This is a genomic window from Legionella wadsworthii DSM 21896 = ATCC 33877 (assembly GCF_000701265.1).
GTDB classification, from domain to species: Bacteria; Pseudomonadota; Gammaproteobacteria; order Legionellales; family Legionellaceae; genus Legionella; species Legionella wadsworthii.
In genome coordinates, this window is record NZ_KL370759.1 from 1,176,214 (window position 1) to 1,192,140 (window position 15,927).

The following is a 15,927-nucleotide window of genomic DNA, read 5'->3' on the forward strand; positions in this document are numbered from 1 at the left end:
ACCTTTTGATTTAAGTTTCTCGCCTTGTTCATTAAAATCCTACTTTAGGAATTTACAGTCGCCCCGTGTGTCCAACCCTGAACTAACTCCTTTCTATGCGACATGATAACATTCATTTATAACTAAAGTACTATTTCTTTGTCATTTCTCTCTTTAAATGGGTGGCGCTTTAGCAAAATAATTATTTAGACTGTATAACCTTCCTCACGCATTTTTGCTAATTTATATCGTAATGTACGCTCACTTACGCCCAATAAAGCAGCTACTTTTTGTCTATTTCCTTCATTCTCTAATAAAGTTTTTTCAATTAATTCAAACTCATGAATTTGTAAATTTTTACTGTTTGCCGCAGGAGTCGTTTCAGGAGTCAAGGTGGCGTTTAAAGACAATTGTAAATGTTCCGCTTCAATAATTCCCTGGGATTGTAAGACCAGTGCCCTTTGAATTACGTTGTCTAGTTCTCTGGCGTTTCCCGGCCACGGATAAGCTAACATAAGCTTCTGAGCCGCTGGGCAAATCACTGGAATGACATGTTGCTTATGCTGACAATGCTTGCGGATCAAATAATTTGCAAGCGGAATAATGTCATTCTTCCTTTCACGTAAGGGATCCCATTGTAAAGGGAAAACGTTCAGACGGTAAAACAAATCTTCTCTGAAACGACCTGCCTTCACTTCGTCCTTTAGCTGCCTATTGGTTGTCGCTAAAATACGTACATCCAAACTAATCGTTTTATTCGCACCAATCCGCTCAACTTCTTTTTCTTGTAAAACTCTTAGCAATTTTGCTTGTAAACTCAAGGGCATCTCACTTACTTCATCTAGCAGCAAAGTACCTCCTTGTGCCTGTTCAAATTTACCGGGAGTGGATTTATAAGCGCCTGTAAATGAGCCCTTTTCATACCCAAATAAAGTAGCCTCAAGCATTTGTTCTGGAATTGCAGCGCAATTGATCGCAATAAATGGTTGTTTTTTCCTAGGTGAATGATCATGAATAAAATGGGCTAAAACTTCTTTCCCGGTACCGCTTTCTCCACTTATCATGACTCCAACATCGGATTGGGCAACTTTTAATGCCATAGTTAATAATGCTTGGCTTTTAGGATCTTTGGCTATGGGCTCGCCCGTATCTTCATCGAATTCAACTTTAATGTATTGATTTATTTTTTCGGTTAGGACTTGAGCACTGAATGGTTTTTGTAAATAATCCACGGCACCATGCTGAAGCGCATTGACTGCATCTTGAACTGATCCATAGGCTGTCATCAAAATAACAGGTAAGCCAAGTCTTCTTTTTTGGATTTCTGCCAGTAATTGATTTCCATCAAGTCCATCCATGCGAATATCCGTAAGTACTACAGATGGATTGTGTATTTCGAGAAGCGCTAATGCTTCCTTGCCATCTTTGGCAGTGATATAGGTATGGCCAGCAATAGTCATTGTTTCAGCCAGCGCTTCCCTTAATACTGGATCATCTTCAACGATTAAAACATGACTCATAGAAATTCCCTTTTTTCTAAGTGTTATAAAAAGGATATCACCTCAGACACGTCAAAACACCTCCCGAATTCCATTAATTTAAATCAGGAGGAACATGCCCAAGATGACGACTCATCAATATTACGGTAAATATAAATTAACTTGAGTACCAACTCCTTCTGTTGACTCCAATGTTAATTGACCACCGTGTGCTTTAACAACAGCATATACAACGGCTAATCCTAAACCATTGCCTTGAGCTTTCGTAGTGTAAAAAGGTGAAAAGGCCTGGTTCTTCACTTCTTCTGTCATACCTTTACCATTATCCTCAACTGTTATTTGTATACCTGAATCATCCATAGATGCAAGTGTTAAATTAATTTCTGTTGCATCTGATTGCAATGAATTAATCACTAAGTTTAATACAGCACCAATTAACGATTCTGCATGGATTAAAGATTCACTGGTAACCAGCTGATTGTTCACATTAAAAGTTACATTCTGGGACAATACATAAGGTTGCGCTCTTTGTACCAACATAGAACACCAGTACTTCATATCAGTACGTGTTGGCTCTATGGTTGTACCACGCGCAAATAATAATAAATCTTGGATCTGCTGCTCAATGCTGGTATGGCACTCTTGCAAACGAAGAATCCAGTTTTGCGTGCGCACATCCAGATCAGGTAGATTATTCAAGTGTTCTGTATACAACATAGCTGAAGCCAAAGGAGTTCTAATCTGATGGGCTAATTGGGCAGTCATAGTACCAATGGATACCAAACGCTTTTCATTTTCTTTGGCTTTTTCATAATCTCTTGTGGCGGTGATATCAGTTAAACTCACTAATATGCCAGGTAAGCTGTCCAGAGTAGAAATGGCCACATGAACGCGACGGCCATCGGCTAAAGAGACATCATGTCCATCGTCTGCACGAGGAACAAAAGCACGTAAAATCACATCCAACCATAAAGAATCGAGTAATCCATATCCCAACATTGCTTCAGCTGGCGGGTTTAACCATACAATTCGTCCTTGAGAATTAATGATCACTAAAGCAGTGGGTAAGCTAGATAAAATATCCCATTCAGATAGAGGGATTTGTGGTCTCACAGCACATGTTTGGTAATTAGAATAATGCATACGTGATGATATTATTATAATTAATAAGATGACTGTAACAAATTTAAATTAAAATGAAAATATATTTAAAATCAAATAATTAATTTGTCGTGGACACAATTTGTAATTTTATTTGACATAAAAATACAAACATGATAAAAATATTAACACTTATTTTGAAAAGAAATGATGATGAACTATATGCGTTCTTATATGTCGATGTACATGAGCTACCTGAGCACTGTTTTTCAGGTTGGGCATGTGCGGTTGAATTTGGCGCTATAACCTTCTATATCCCCAATACCAGTGTTCAGGTAAAAAATTCTAAAAAGCGCCCTTATTGAATTTGAGGGCTTACTTATGAGCATATGTATTTTAAAAGGGATAAAAAGCGAATCGATCCCTGAAAACCATTACTCTATTATAAAACAATGTTATCAAAATTTTATTGATGCATTAGTCAAAAAAGGTTTTCCTTTAGAAAATATAAAAATTTTTTTTGATGATGAGAAAAGGCAAATTCATTTAGATTATTATCCAGATGAACTGGATGTTCTCATCACTTATACTGATTTTGATGAAAAATTACAACTTAATGTCACGAAACAACCCTTTGATTCAGGGTGGGAAGGGGACAAATATCTTCTGTGGCATAATAAATCAGTAGAGGAATATGTTGCTGACATCGTGTCCCTGAGCCAAGAATCAATTGAATTAGCCCAAAAAACCCATCATTCATTGCCCAGCTGGAACTTTTCACTGGCATCTCATCCTTATTTATCTGTATCCCAACGAAAGGAAGCATTAAAGAAAACACTTTCAGAGTTCACCAAAAAAGATATCTATCCATTTGGACTTTTTGTAGGTGAGATCCATCATCATAAATTTTCCAAAAAATTTTTGGCAGAGAATCTTCAATATTTAAAGGAACAATTGGGGATAAAAACCTTATTTTTTGAATTTCTTTTTTATGATCGGCATCAAAAATTGCTGGATGAATACTTAAGTGATTCCAATAAAGAACTTCCTCCCGAATTAGCCGCTTATTTGCATTATAAAGATGTAGCGAGTGGATGTGGTTTTTCAGGATACACCGATATAATAAAAGCGGCTAAGGAGGCCGGAATAAGAGTGGTAGCACTTGATTCATATCCTTCTATTTTATCCTCTCTCAGAAGTTTTCAAATTAGATATTTAAAAGGAGATGAATGCTTCAGAATACATAGTTTTAACGGATCGGCGGCAAAAATCATTGAAAAAGAAAGCAATGGAGAACCTTATCTCGCATTCTTGGGATTTGATCACAGTTATGTCAATGGAAATACGCGTTATAAGAATATTAAAAGTGTCGCAGAGTTGCTACCCAATACCTGTTCCATATTTCTAACTGATCAACAAGTAAGCTATAAAGATTTTTATTCTCCATTCTTTAGTAACGGTAAACCCTTGGTCTTTAACTACAGTAAGAATCATGAAGCAGGGGCGGACATCGTCGAGTCGAGCTGGCAGGTAGATTGTAAATTATAAAAATCCATGTGGACTGATTGATATCGGTTCACTTGATTTGCATTTTTTGGAATAAAGGATTAGCAAGCGAAGAATTGAATAAAAAGGTACTATTAAGTGCAATTTTAGTCTGCTAATCCTTGTCATTCTCTTTATCCAATGTTCTTAAAAAAGCCAGTTTCTCAGCAATTTTTATTTCTAAACCGCGGTCCACGGGTTGATACCACTTAGGTTCTTGCATCTCCTCTGGTAAATAGCTTTCTCCGGCAGCATAAGCATGCGGTTCATCATGAGCATAACGATACTTCTTCCCATATCCTAGTTTTTTCATGAGTTTGGTTGGCGCATTTCGCAAGTGTATAGGGACCTCTCTGGATTTGTCCTTTTTAACAAAATCCATCGCCTGATTAAAAGCAACATAAGCTGCGTTACTTTTTGCAGCAATAGCCAAGTAAATAACTGCTTCACCTAGAGCAAGCTCTCCCTCAGGAGAACCCAGTCTTTCATAAGTTACCGCCGCATCATTTGCGATTTGAATGGCGCGCAAATCGGCTAATCCTATATCTTCCCAGGCCATTCTTACAATCCGTCGTGCCAAATAGTGCGGGTCCACTCCCCCATCTAACATGCGGCATAACCAATATAGTGCCGCATCAGGATGAGAACCACGAACAGATTTATGTAGTGCTGAAATTTGATCATAAAAATTTTCTCCGCCTTTATCAAAACGTCTAACCTGTTCAGCCAGAGAATTCATAACCAACTCTTTCGTGACCTGTGAGGTATTCAACGCATTACAGGCAGTGCTTAATTGTTCGAGGCTATTTAATAATCTTCTCGCATCTCCATCGGCAAATCCAATAAGCATGTCTACAGCATCCTCATCAAATCGAATCTGGGATAAAGCTTTATTGTGTGCTTTCTGAAACAACTGTTTCAATTCTGCATCAGTCAAAGGTTTTAAAACATAAACTTGGGCACGGGATAATAGCGCCGAATTCACTTCGAAGGAGGGATTTTCAGTCGTAGCGCCTATGAAGGTAATTAATCCTGATTCCGTGTAGGGTAATAATGCGTCTTGCTGGGCTTTGTTAAAACGATGAATTTCGTCTATGAACAATATGGTGTGCTTTCCATGCAGCAAATTCTCTTGTGCTTTTTCGACTGCGGAACGAATATCTTTTACTCCTGAAAATACAGCTGAAAGAGCAATCCATTCACAATCAAATGCTTCAGCAGCAAGACGGGCAATGGTTGTTTTTCCAACCCCGGGAGGACCCCATAAAATCATTGAATGAAGTTTATTGCCAGCAAAGCTAAGCCTTAATGATTTACCTTCACCCAATAAATGAGATTGGCCAATCACTTCCTCCAAATTTTTTGGCCGTAAAAGTTCAGCAAGGGGAGGTGTTGGCATGGTTTGAAACAAACTCATTGCTGTACCACATCAACCCCCTTGGGCGTTTTGAATCGAAATAAACTTTCCGCTAGTTTGGGGTTTAATTTAATTTGAGATAATTGGACTGTAGTCACCTGACCTAATTGATCATAGAGTTCCAATCCAGTTAACGAATTTTGGCGAAACATTAATTTTATTCTTTGAAAGTTGGCTTTAGCTGATTTTGATTTTAAATCAAACACAAGCTCATTTCCCAGTGTACTCTGAGTGACATTAAAATCACGGGTTACTGTATTGTCATAGCCGCTTAGGAATAAAGCTGCAGTTCCGCCCAAACCTTTTCGCTGGGTCTTTACGGTTACTTGTTCTAAATCTTTATCATAGACCCATATCTTTTGACCATCAGCGACCATTAATTGCGCCATGGGTTGATTGGTTTGCCAACGAAATTTGCCCGGCCGTTGTAAAGCCATTGTCCCAGATGAACGGGATACTATCCGATGTTTCGCTTTAACTGTTTGTTTAAAAACTGCGGTCATTGAGCGAATACTATTTAATTTTGATTGCAATAATGCATCTGGCGCCTCACAAAATCCGGCAGTGGAAACACTTAAGAGAAATGCCATTAATATTTTTTTCATTTTAATCCTCCGTAACTGATGTCACTAAAACATCACGATAGCCGCCGTCTAGGGGTCCAACAATTCCTGTACGCTCCATTTCTTCAACCATTCGTGCTGCACGGTTATATCCTATTTTTAACCTTCTTTGCACTGCAGAAATACTGGCTTTCCTTGTTTGAATAACGAATTCAACGGCTTGATCATAAAGCGGATCATCATCTTCCGCAGATTGCCCATCCTCATCTGTACCATTTTCATTGCCATCTGCAGTCAATTTTAATATGTCTTCTATATAATCAGGTTCTCCTCGAGCACGCCAATCATCAGCAATACGATGTACCTCTTTATCATCTACAAAAGCACCATGGACCCGCAAAGGTGCCCCGCTTCCGGGAGCCAGATACAACATATCTCCATGACCTAATAATTGTTCTGCGCCTTGTTGATCTAATATAGTACGGGAATCAATTTTTGACGAAACTTGAAATGACATTCGCGTTGGAATATTTGATTTAATTAAGCCAGTCAATACATCCACAGAAGGTCTTTGGGTCGCTAAAATCATATGAATTCCTGCAGCCCGGGCTTTTTGGGCAATACGGGCTATGAGCTGTTCTACCTTTTTACCCACGACCATCATCATATCGGCAAGTTCATCAATGACCACAACGATATGCGGTAATGGTTCCAATTCAGGTGCCGTCTCATCCATTGAATCAGTTGGCTTCCATAAAGGATTAACTAAAGGTTGACCGTTCGTGATGGCCTCGGCAATTTTACCATTATAACCTGCTAAATTTCTAACACCTAAGGAAGCCATAAGTTTATAACGGCGTTCCATCTCTTCGACGCACCAACGCAAAGCACTTGCAGCCTCTTTCATATCTGTAACTACAGGAGTCAATAAATGAGGAATGCCATCGTATACTGATAATTCCAACATCTTCGGATCGACCATAATAAGACGTACCTGATCTGGAGTGGCTTTAAATAAAATACTTAAAATCATAGCATTAATGCCCACCGACTTACCTGAACCAGTTGTTCCTGCTACTAACAGATGAGGCATTTTTGCTAAATCCACCACAACAGGATGACCTGCGATATCAACGCCTAAGGCTATTGTAATAGGTGAATGAGCTTGCTGATAAACATCGGCAGATAAAACGTCGGATAAGCGAACGGTTTCTCGAGAATGGTTAGGTAATTCAAGACCCACCACTGTTTTACCTGGAATAACCTCGACAACTCGAACTGAAATGACAGATAAAGATCGTGCCAAATCTTTGGCCAAAGCGGTTAACTTGCTTACTTTTATCCCGGCTGCCAACTGTAACTCAAAACGGGTCACTACAGGTCCAGGATGCACAGCGACTACACCCGCCTGAATGCCAAAATCGAGTAAATGTTGTTCTACATCACGTGATAAATTCTCTAGTTCCTGGTGCGTGTAACCACCCATGGGTTTTCCAGGTTGTCCTTTATCCAATAAATTCAGTGAGGGCAACTCGCCGGATGTACTCACTTTCGGAATTCGGATTTCCTTTATTTCTTTAGGTTGTACCGGTTTTACAATTTCGGTTTTAAAAATTTCCGGTCTAGCCTCATTGCTGATTACAACAGGAGAAACTGAAACTTCTTTTTCTACTTTAGGTTTAAATAATTTAGGGCCAGGTTTTTCACGAGGAGTTTTGATCTTTTCCTTAGATTGCGAACTTTCAAATTTATTCTTGAAAAAAGCAAAAATTGTATTGATTATCTTAGAAACTTTGTTTATTACAAATAAGGTATAGAAACCAATCAGCTCAATTGCTTTTATCCAGGACAAACCCGTGAGCCAGGTAGTACCAACTAAAAGCATCGCCAATAAGACTAAACTGGCTCCATGTAAATTCAGCATTTGGTACCAGCCCCCCCCTACCGATTGACCTATAAAACCTCCGGCACCGTGAATGGAATCCAGTTGATTCATCTCAGCTTCCAAACTTAATAACCCGCAGCCTCCTGCGAACATAAGCATCAATCCGATCGTACGAAGCAGCAACACGCGTTTATCCAAAGACTTTAAAGCTCGTAGATCTTGCAATAAGGCCCATGAAATATATACAAATGCAACAGGTACCAAATAGGCAAAATATCCAAATACAAAATAAAGTGCATCCGCAATGTAAGCCCCAACCTGGCCGCCTGAGTTCGCTACAACAGTCCCTGCCCGCGTAGCATGAGAAAATCCCGGGTCACTCACTTTATATGTCATTAAAGACAAAAGTACAAAAATTGCACTTGTTAAAACTAAAATAAAACTGCCTTCGCTAATTCTCTTTATAACGTAGCTAGGCATGTGATTTTTTGAAGTACCAGATTTTTTTCCCGATTGTTGTTTTTCCATAGGTATTTTCATATTGTTGTTTTTGTCATAATATTCGCCATCTTACCACAAAATATCAAAATATTAAGGAAGGCAGAGACAATGAGCTCAAGCAATCATCATCGCTTAATCATATTAGGTTCAGGACCAGCAGGTTACACCGCTGCAGTCTATGCTGCAAGAGCCAATCTTAATCCAGTTTTAATAACTGGAATGCAACCCGGAGGGCAATTAACAACAACAACGGATGTGGATAATTGGCCTGGTGACATTGAGGGGTTACAAGGACCTGCCCTGATGGATCGTATGCAAAAACATGCTGAACGTTTTGAAACCCAAATTATTTTTGATCATATTGTTAAAGCTGATTTAGCACAAGCACCTTTTACATTACATGGTGACAGTATTACCTATACTTGTGATGCACTAATTATTGCTACTGGAGCTTCTGCTCGTTATTTGGGACTAGAGTCAGAATCTGCATACCAAGGCCGTGGCGTTTCTGCATGCGCAACCTGTGATGGATTTTTTTATCGCAACAAAGCGGTATGCGTCATCGGCGGAGGAAATACTGCGGTGGAAGAAGCACTGTATCTGTCGAATCTCGCAGCTTCGGTTACCTTGGTGCATCGCCGAGACAGCTTGCGTGCAGAGAAAATTCTACAAGATAAACTTTTTGAGAAAACTCGTACTGGCAATATTAAAATTATCTGGAATGCCACACTAGATGAAGTGATAGGGGATGACAAGAAAGTAACAGGTGCCTTAATCCGCAATGTTCAAAATAATACCAAGGAATTATTAAATGTCGATGGCGTTTTTATTGCTATTGGACATACTCCCAATACCGACTTGTTCAAAGATCAACTGGTAATGAATAATGGTTATATTGTGATTAAATCGGGACTTGAAGGCATGGCGACCAGTACTTCCGTACCAGGTGTGTTTGCTTGTGGGGATGTGGCGGATCACGTGTACCGGCAAGCGATTACTTCCGCTGGTTTTGGTTGCATGGCGGCTCTTGATGCTGAACAATATTTAGATTTGAAATAGAAATCGTCTTTGATCTGGAACTGCGAAGTGAATTAATTCCATAAAATTTGCTTCGCGAGCCCAAATAAGTTTCAGGTCTATTTAGTGGTTTTGTTCTGATGAAGCATTTTCAACATAATATCTTTTCCCATGGCTTCAACCATTTTCATAAATAAGGGCGGTTTATTTTGCTGTAAACGACGTAAATCAGAATAACGCCAATATAAAAAATCAACAGGTTCTCGTGAATAGATGGTAGTAGTGGCTTTGCCATCACGAAAATAGCTCATTTCACCAATAAAGTGATAAGGGCCTACCTGTATCATCGTATTATCAACCTCGATGTAAACCATACCTTTAGTAATTAACATTAAATTTTCAACAGGTTCCCCTCTTGTCAGCATTTGTGTGTTACTGGAAGTTCCCCGATAACTTAATTTAATTAGACGAATGAAATCGCTCGTTTGCATACTTGAAAAAAATAGATCTTTTATCTGCTGTAAATCATAGGGAAGATCCTTAGGAATCATGTCCCTTAATAAAATCCCAATTTGAACAAAATTGATGACAATTGATGCGACTGCCCAATAAGCAACAGGGGGAACATCAGCCAAAGACCCATAAAGTAAAAAGGATAAGTCGGAAAGTATAAATATAGTACGGATAAACAGTACTTTTCTAAAACAGAGGCTTAGAAGGAGTAAAATATTACCCAAGCTATACAGATAATCCAATTGTTTTCTCCTATCTTGTTTATAATAATTGTAGAATAAAAAAACTTTATCAGAGGAAAATTCGAGATATATCCAGGAGATTGAATTGAGTAATCATGTTGAATACCTCTTTCCCAATCCAGAAATGAGTGACGATCAAGGCCTATTATGCATGGGTGGCGATTTATCACCCCAATGTATCCTCCAGGCATATTCTCATGGAATCTTTCCCTGGTATGAACCTGGAACACCGATACTGTGGTGGTCTCCTAATCCGAGACTTATATTAATACCCAATGAATTTAACTTGTCTCGAAGTTTGAAAAAATCATTAAAAAAGCCGTTTAAGTTCTCAATAGATACAGCTTTTCTTCAAGTCATCACGGCATGTGCTACCAGCTCTGATCGAACGGATAAAACGTGGATTACTAACGAAATGATAGAGGCATATGTTCATTTGCACACAATGGGTTATGCACATTCTTTTGAGATTTGGTTTGAGAATGTTTTGGTAGGCGGTCTATATGGACTTAGTTTAGGTCATGCTTTTTTCGGAGAATCAATGTTTCATAAAATGACCGATGCTTCCAAAATGGCTTTTTATTTTTTAAGTAAGACAATGGAAGCATGGCATTTTGACTTTATTGATTGCCAACTTCCGACAAACCATTTACAAAGTTTAGGTGCGAAGATAATTAAACGGAAAGAATTTCTTCAAATGTTACACCAATCACTAAAATTTCCATCAAAAATAGGATCCTGGAAAATCCCTGAAATGGAAAATTTCAATTAATAACTCTTTGTACTATTATTATACTTAACGAATCATTTTACACCATTTCGCTCTGTCATGGCTTCAATGAATTGATAATAACATCATGAACTAACTTGGAGTATTTTCCTATGGAGTCAGAATCGAATGTTTCCATTATTTTCAGGCAACTGAGCAGTAATCAATTATACGATATTTTAGAACACCATGGTGCCACAAAAAATGAAACCAAGGCCATATTTTTAATGCGAGATCTTTCTGCGGGATTAATCACTGTTTCATACTATTCCCGAGAACATGAAATGGTACAGCATCTCAGATTAGGCTTAACGGAAGATGGATGGAAAACAGTCCCAAAACCGCCTAAAGAGCCTTTTTTTACAGCTACTCTTGAAGTTAAAACAAAATACATCCAAGATAAAGCAAAATTCGACAAACAAATGCAGATTTTTTTTAATACTGCAAAAACATTATTGAATGAGAATGCCACGCCCAAACATCTTCAAAGCTTAGGCCATGAATTACGCAACAATAAATTTCAAAAAGATGGCCTTATTAGACCTTCTCCAATGCAAGCAAGTCAAGAAAGGCACTATTTTGATTACCTAAGTAATTTATTACTAAATGAAGATACCCCCAGTCCTGCTAAATCCATTGTGTCATGAAAAAACCAGATTAAAATTTTTATTGTCCTGAGACAAATCCCACAGAAATCTGATACAAAACAATTAATTTTTAAACGACCTAGATTGCCATTTTCTTTATTTTAGTGCAGTATACACGCTGTTAGTATAGAATCATTCATCATATTTTTTATAAATTTGGTTACATCATTGAGAGACCTATGGCAAAAGAAGATCATATAGAAATGGCTGGGACTGTTATAGACACCTTACCTAACACCATGTTTCGTGTTGAATTAGAAAATGGACATGTTATCACTGCTCACATTTCTGGTCGTATGCGTAAAAATTACATTAGAATTTTGACAGGTGATAAAGTCAAAGTTGAGTTAACTCCTTATGACTTGACTAAAGGTCGCATTATATTCCGTGATAAAAATTAGTTAGATTTTTTAAATCTCTTCTTGAATTAAAAATACTTCCAGGTGGACTAAAATATGGGTCAAATGAGATCATTGCAATGATTTGATTTCCAAATAGAGTCCTTGGAGTAATTGTAGACAAAGGCACCAATCTACTTTGATTCAAAGTTTGTTAATTTAAAAAAAACGATTATTATCAAGTGCAGCAAATACGAAGACAATTTCCTATTTACTGCACCTGATGGATAAGTTATAAGGCTTCAAAAATTGCCGCAGCGCCCATGCCCGTACCAATACACATGGTTACCATTCCATATCGTCCTTTAGTTCTCCTTAACCCATGTAATAAAGTAGCTGTTCTTATCGCACCTGTAGCGCCAAGGGGATGCCCTAAAGCAATGGCACCACCCAAAGGATTTACCTTATTTCTGGGTAGATCAAGCTCTTTGATTACCGCCAAAGCCTGAGCTGCAAAGGCTTCATTGAGTTCTATCCAATCCAGTTGATCTAGCGTTATTCCAGCTCTTTTTAAGGCAACTGGTATCGCTTTTATGGGGCCTATACCCATAATTTCAGGAGGAACGCCCGCCACAGCATAACTCAATAATCTTCCCATTGGTTTTAGATTGTATTGTTTTAAAGCATTTTCACTAGTTAATAAAGCAATGCCTGCTCCATCACTGGTTTGGGAACTGTTCCCAGCGGTTACTGTTCCTTTTGCAGCAAAAACTGGTTTTAATTTTGAAATGACTTCATAAGAAGTATCTGCTCTTGGTCCTTCATCTTTATCTATCCATTTTTTCTGGATTAGAGACGTACCCTTTTTTAGATCTGCTTGCCTTACCGTAATTTCTACCGGGCTAATCTCCTCCTTAAAATCACCACGCACCTGGGCTGCAACAGCTTTTTTATGGCTTTCGGCAGCAAACTCATCCTGTTGCTCCCTGGTTATTTCCCAACGCTTTGCCACATTTTCAGCAGTGATGCCCATGCCATAGGCAATTGCAACGTCTTCATTATCGAATATAACTGGATTAGCTGTGTATTTGTTTCCGCCTAAAGGAACCATGGACATACTTTCAACGCCGCCAGCAAGAGCTAAATGCATATCCCCGGTACGTATTGACTCGGCAACAGTAGCGATGCTTTGAACACCAGAAGAGCAAAAACGATTGATGGTCATTGCCGGAACTGATTGAGGTAAATCGGCAAGTAAGGAGGCAATCCGAGCTACGTTCATCCCTTGTTCAGCCTCAGGCATGGCGCAACCTATGACTACATCACCTATTTTCTGAGCATCTACTGAGGAATTCCGTTGCATAAGCTTTCGAATGATTTGAGACAGCAAATCATCAGGCAAGGTATGCTTAAAAACACCCCTGGGTGCTTTGCCTACAGGGGTGCGTAGTACATCCACTATATATACATTAGTCATTTTCTAATTCTCCTTAGTTGCGTAACGGCTTGCCAGTTTCTAATAAATGACTAATCCGTGCTTGAGTTAATGGTGAATTCGCTAGAGTGATAAATGCCTCTCGCTCTAACTTAAGCATCCAGTTCTCATCAACCAAAGTATTCTGATTGAGATTGCCACCACAAAGTACTGTTGCCAGCTCTGTAGCAATAAAATAATCATGTTTTGAAATAAATCCGCCTTCTAGCCAGTTGACCAAACCTGCCTGTAATCGAGCCTTCCCTTCGATTCCAACAATAGGAAATTGCTTTTTCAGGGGAGGCAAATAATTTTCAGTGTGCATCATATTTACCTTAGCTAATGCAACATAAAGTACTTCATCTGCATTCATTACATAACTGTCTGTTTTCCGCAAATAACCCATTTGTATGGCTTCAGGAGCTGAACCTGCCACTTGTGCGGTCGCTATTTGTTGGTAGTAATTTTGTATTATTGCCATCAAATCCCCAGATTGATGAGCAGCAGCTCTCATCGCCATTTCTTTACATCCGCCTCCAGCAGGTATTACTCCCACTCCGAATTCGACTAAACCAGGATAAGCTTCAAAAGCGGAAACAACAGCATCGCAATGCATCATGAACTCACATCCCCCACCAAGGGCACGCCCTCTCAGCGCAGCAACAGTCGGAATAGAACTGTATTTAAGACGCAATGCCGTCTTTTGAAATTGCGCGATCATGGATTCCAGAGCTTGCATTTTATTGTCCTTTATTAAATTAAGGACTCCTTTTAAATCAGCACCCGAAGAAAAATTATTTTTATCCTGCTGATAAATAATTAATCCACGACATTGTTTCTCAGCAATTCCTATTGCTGCTTCAAGACCATCAAGAACCGCTTGTCCTATAGTATTTGCCTTACTTTTAAAACTTACGACAGCAACATCATCCTGTAAATGCCATAAACGAATCCCATCATTTTCATAAAGGATAGGAGTTGGTTGTGACGGTTCCTTGATAACCCGATCCGTAAAATATTGTCGTTGATAAACAGGTAATTGGCTTCGTGGTTGATAATCTTTTGTTTGGGGTGAAAAAGCACCTTTTTCGGTATAAAAAGTATCAATTTCAAAAAGCCATCCCGGCAACTTGGCTGTGCTCAGCGTTAATTTTTCTTGTATTGCCTGGTCAATGTACGTCCTCATTTTGCCTAAGTCGGCTAATTGCCAGGTTTCAAATGGACCTTGCATCCAGCCAAAACCCCAACGTATCGCTAAGTCGACATCCCTGACGTTATCGGCAATAGCCTCAAGTTGATACGCACAATAATGAAATAAATCTCTAAAACATGCAGCCAAAAACTGTGCCTGCTTGTTGTTAGAGTGAATTAAATTCTGCATTCGGCCTATGGGGTCAGGATTACCCATAATTGTTTTTACTTCATCACTGACAACAGGTTGAGCCGGACGATAAGTTGATGAACGAACATCATACACTTCAATGGTCTTTCCATTTTTTCTATATATGCCTTGGCCAGTTTTTTGACCTAAATGTCCCTCTTTAATTAAATTAAGAAGCCATTCTGGAAGTTTAAAAATTGGATGCCAAGGATCATCTTGTAGCTGTTGTTGCATTGTATGGATTACATGTTGCATGGTATCAAGGCCAACAACATCCATCGTGCGGAAAGTGGCAGATTTTGGCCTTCCCAATAAAGGACCGGTGAGAGCATCCACCTCATCTAATCCCATCTCCATATTAAATGCATGATGGAGAGTAGTTAAGAGGGAAAAAACACCAATACGGTTGCCAATAAAATTAGGGGTGTCTTTGGCACGCACTACTCCTTTTCCTAGATAACGCGTTAACCACGTCTCCAGGTTATCCACCAGCTCTTTATTGGTTGTTTCTGCAGGAATAAGTTCAGCAAGATGCATATAACGAGGTGGATTAAAAAAGTGAACGCCACAAAAATTTTCTCTATGCGCTTCGGGTAAAACAGAACAGAGTGAATTGATACTCAACCCTGATGTATTACTTACCAAAATTGAATGTTTCCCCATATATGGAGAAATGCGTTTATATAAATCTTCTTTCCAATCCAATCGTTCCGCTATTGCTTCTATGATTAGATTGCATGAGGATAAATCAGGAAGATCCTGATCGTAATTTCGTGATTGCAATAGAGATGCCGATTGCGGGGTAGCAAGAGGAGAAGGCTTCAACTTTCCCAAGTTTGCTATTGCCTTATCTACCAATGCATTCGCATTCCCTTCTTTAGTCCCCAAATCATAAAGTAATGTTTCGATACCTGCGTTAATACAGTGCGCTGCAATCTGCGCCCCCATAACACCAGCTCCCAGAACTGCGACTTTTTTTATAAAAAAAGGTCCATGCATTCTTTTTTCCTCGTGTAGCCTGGGTGAAGCGAAGCGTAACCCCGGTTAATTTTATAT

Annotated in this window: 13 protein-coding genes; 5 read left to right on the forward strand and 8 right to left on the reverse strand. The window is 38.9% G+C overall.

All coding sequences use genetic code 11. The features are described from left to right. Positions 1-185 precede the first annotated feature (185 nt). Positions 186-1,499: a sigma-54-dependent transcriptional regulator gene (locus tag BU07_RS0111445; protein ID WP_031566160.1), complete on the reverse strand. Its 1,314-nt coding sequence runs from the start codon at positions 1,497-1,499 to the stop codon at positions 186-188. A 120-nt stretch (positions 1,500-1,619) separates the two neighbouring features. Continuing rightward, the gene (locus BU07_RS0111450) at positions 1,620-2,621 is read right to left on the reverse strand and encodes a sensor histidine kinase (protein WP_031566161.1); all 1,002 of its coding nucleotides are present in this window, start codon (positions 2,619-2,621) and stop codon (positions 1,620-1,622) included. Positions 2,622-2,960: 339 nt separating this feature from the next. Here BU07_RS0111450 and BU07_RS0111455 point away from each other — a divergent pair, with 339 nt between their 5' ends. Further along, positions 2,961-4,127, forward strand: a complete 1,167-nt coding sequence (locus tag BU07_RS0111455; protein WP_031566162.1) for a ChaN family lipoprotein — start codon at positions 2,961-2,963, stop codon at positions 4,125-4,127. 112 nt (positions 4,128-4,239) lie between these two features. On the opposite strand, the gene BU07_RS0111460 is transcribed toward BU07_RS0111455, so the two are convergent. Genes BU07_RS0111460 through BU07_RS0111470 form a run of 3 tightly spaced genes read right to left on the reverse strand, consistent with a single transcriptional unit; the run spans position 4,240 to position 8,517 of the window. Beyond that, entirely contained in the window at positions 4,240-5,541 is a 1,302-nt protein-coding gene (locus BU07_RS0111460) for a replication-associated recombination protein A (protein ID WP_031566164.1), read from the reverse strand. After that, the gene (lolA, locus tag BU07_RS0111465) at positions 5,538-6,131 is read right to left on the reverse strand and encodes an outer membrane lipoprotein periplasmic chaperone LolA (protein WP_242601914.1); all 594 of its coding nucleotides are present in this window, start codon (positions 6,129-6,131) and stop codon (positions 5,538-5,540) included. Before lolA ends, BU07_RS0111460 begins: the two co-directional genes overlap by 4 nt. A gap of 16 nt (positions 6,132-6,147) precedes the next feature. Then, a complete protein-coding gene (locus tag BU07_RS0111470) occupies positions 6,148-8,517 on the reverse strand; it encodes a DNA translocase FtsK (protein WP_031566168.1) in 2,370 nt (789 codons plus the stop codon). 81 nt (positions 8,518-8,598) lie between these two features. Between BU07_RS0111470 and trxB the strand changes: the two genes are divergently transcribed. Continuing rightward, positions 8,599-9,549 carry a thioredoxin-disulfide reductase gene (gene trxB / locus BU07_RS0111475; RefSeq protein ID WP_031566169.1) on the forward strand — a complete coding sequence of 317 codons (951 nt, stop codon included), beginning with the start codon at positions 8,599-8,601 and terminating at the stop codon, positions 9,547-9,549. A 77-nt stretch (positions 9,550-9,626) separates the two neighbouring features. Here trxB and BU07_RS0111480 read toward each other — a convergent pair whose 3' ends face one another. After that, the gene (locus BU07_RS0111480) at positions 9,627-10,262 is read right to left on the reverse strand and encodes a cyclic nucleotide-binding domain-containing protein (RefSeq protein ID WP_031566171.1); all 636 of its coding nucleotides are present in this window, start codon (positions 10,260-10,262) and stop codon (positions 9,627-9,629) included. A gap of 124 nt (positions 10,263-10,386) precedes the next feature. On the opposite strand from BU07_RS0111480, the gene aat reads away from it, so the two are divergent. The 3 genes from aat (at position 10,387) to infA (ending at position 12,079) form a co-directional block, all read left to right on the forward strand. Beyond that, positions 10,387-11,034, forward strand: a complete 648-nt coding sequence (gene aat, locus BU07_RS0111485) for a leucyl/phenylalanyl-tRNA--protein transferase (RefSeq protein ID WP_211249048.1) — start codon at positions 10,387-10,389, stop codon at positions 11,032-11,034. 110 nt (positions 11,035-11,144) lie between these two features. Continuing rightward, positions 11,145-11,678, forward strand: a complete 534-nt coding sequence (locus tag BU07_RS0111490) for a hypothetical protein (protein WP_031566176.1) — start codon at positions 11,145-11,147, stop codon at positions 11,676-11,678. A 179-nt stretch (positions 11,679-11,857) separates the two neighbouring features. Next, entirely contained in the window at positions 11,858-12,079 is a 222-nt protein-coding gene (infA, locus tag BU07_RS0111495; protein WP_019233117.1) for a translation initiation factor IF-1, read from the forward strand. Between the two features lie 229 nt (positions 12,080-12,308). Here the strand turns inward: infA and BU07_RS0111500 are convergent, their stop codons facing one another. Next, entirely contained in the window at positions 12,309-13,493 is a 1,185-nt protein-coding gene (locus tag BU07_RS0111500; protein ID WP_031566178.1) for an acetyl-CoA C-acyltransferase, read from the reverse strand. 13 nt (positions 13,494-13,506) lie between these two features. After that, entirely contained in the window at positions 13,507-15,870 is a 2,364-nt protein-coding gene (locus tag BU07_RS0111505; protein ID WP_031566180.1) for a 3-hydroxyacyl-CoA dehydrogenase/enoyl-CoA hydratase family protein, read from the reverse strand. Between the last annotated feature and the right edge of the window lie 57 nt (positions 15,871-15,927).

Bases quoted from the DNA above. Each gene is read 5' to 3' on its own strand.
- BU07_RS0111450 (WP_031566161.1), bottom strand. From the start codon at position 2,621: ATGCATTATTCTAATTACCAAACATGTGCTGTGAGACCACAAATCCCT.
- BU07_RS0111455 (WP_031566162.1), top strand. From the start codon at position 2,961: ATGAGCATATGTATTTTAAAAGGGATAAAAAGCGAATCGATCCCTGAA.
- BU07_RS0111490 (WP_031566176.1), top strand. From the start codon at position 11,145: ATGGAGTCAGAATCGAATGTTTCCATTATTTTCAGGCAACTGAGCAGT.
- BU07_RS0111500 (WP_031566178.1), bottom strand. From the start codon at position 13,493: ATGACTAATGTATATATAGTGGATGTACTACGCACCCCTGTAGGCAAA.
- lolA (WP_242601914.1), bottom strand. From the start codon at position 6,131: ATGGCATTTCTCTTAAGTGTTTCCACTGCCGGATTTTGTGAGGCGCCA.
- BU07_RS0111460 (WP_031566164.1), bottom strand. From the start codon at position 5,541: ATGAGTTTGTTTCAAACCATGCCAACACCTCCCCTTGCTGAACTTTTA.
- BU07_RS0111445 (WP_031566160.1), bottom strand. From the start codon at position 1,499: ATGAGTCATGTTTTAATCGTTGAAGATGATCCAGTATTAAGGGAAGCG.
- BU07_RS0111505 (WP_031566180.1), bottom strand. From the start codon at position 15,870: ATGCATGGACCTTTTTTTATAAAAAAAGTCGCAGTTCTGGGAGCTGGT.
- aat (WP_211249048.1), top strand. From the start codon at position 10,387: ATGAGTGACGATCAAGGCCTATTATGCATGGGTGGCGATTTATCACCC.
- trxB (WP_031566169.1), top strand. From the start codon at position 8,599: ATGAGCTCAAGCAATCATCATCGCTTAATCATATTAGGTTCAGGACCA.
- BU07_RS0111470 (WP_031566168.1), bottom strand. From the start codon at position 8,517: ATGGAAAAACAACAATCGGGAAAAAAATCTGGTACTTCAAAAAATCAC.
- infA (WP_019233117.1), top strand. From the start codon at position 11,858: ATGGCAAAAGAAGATCATATAGAAATGGCTGGGACTGTTATAGACACC.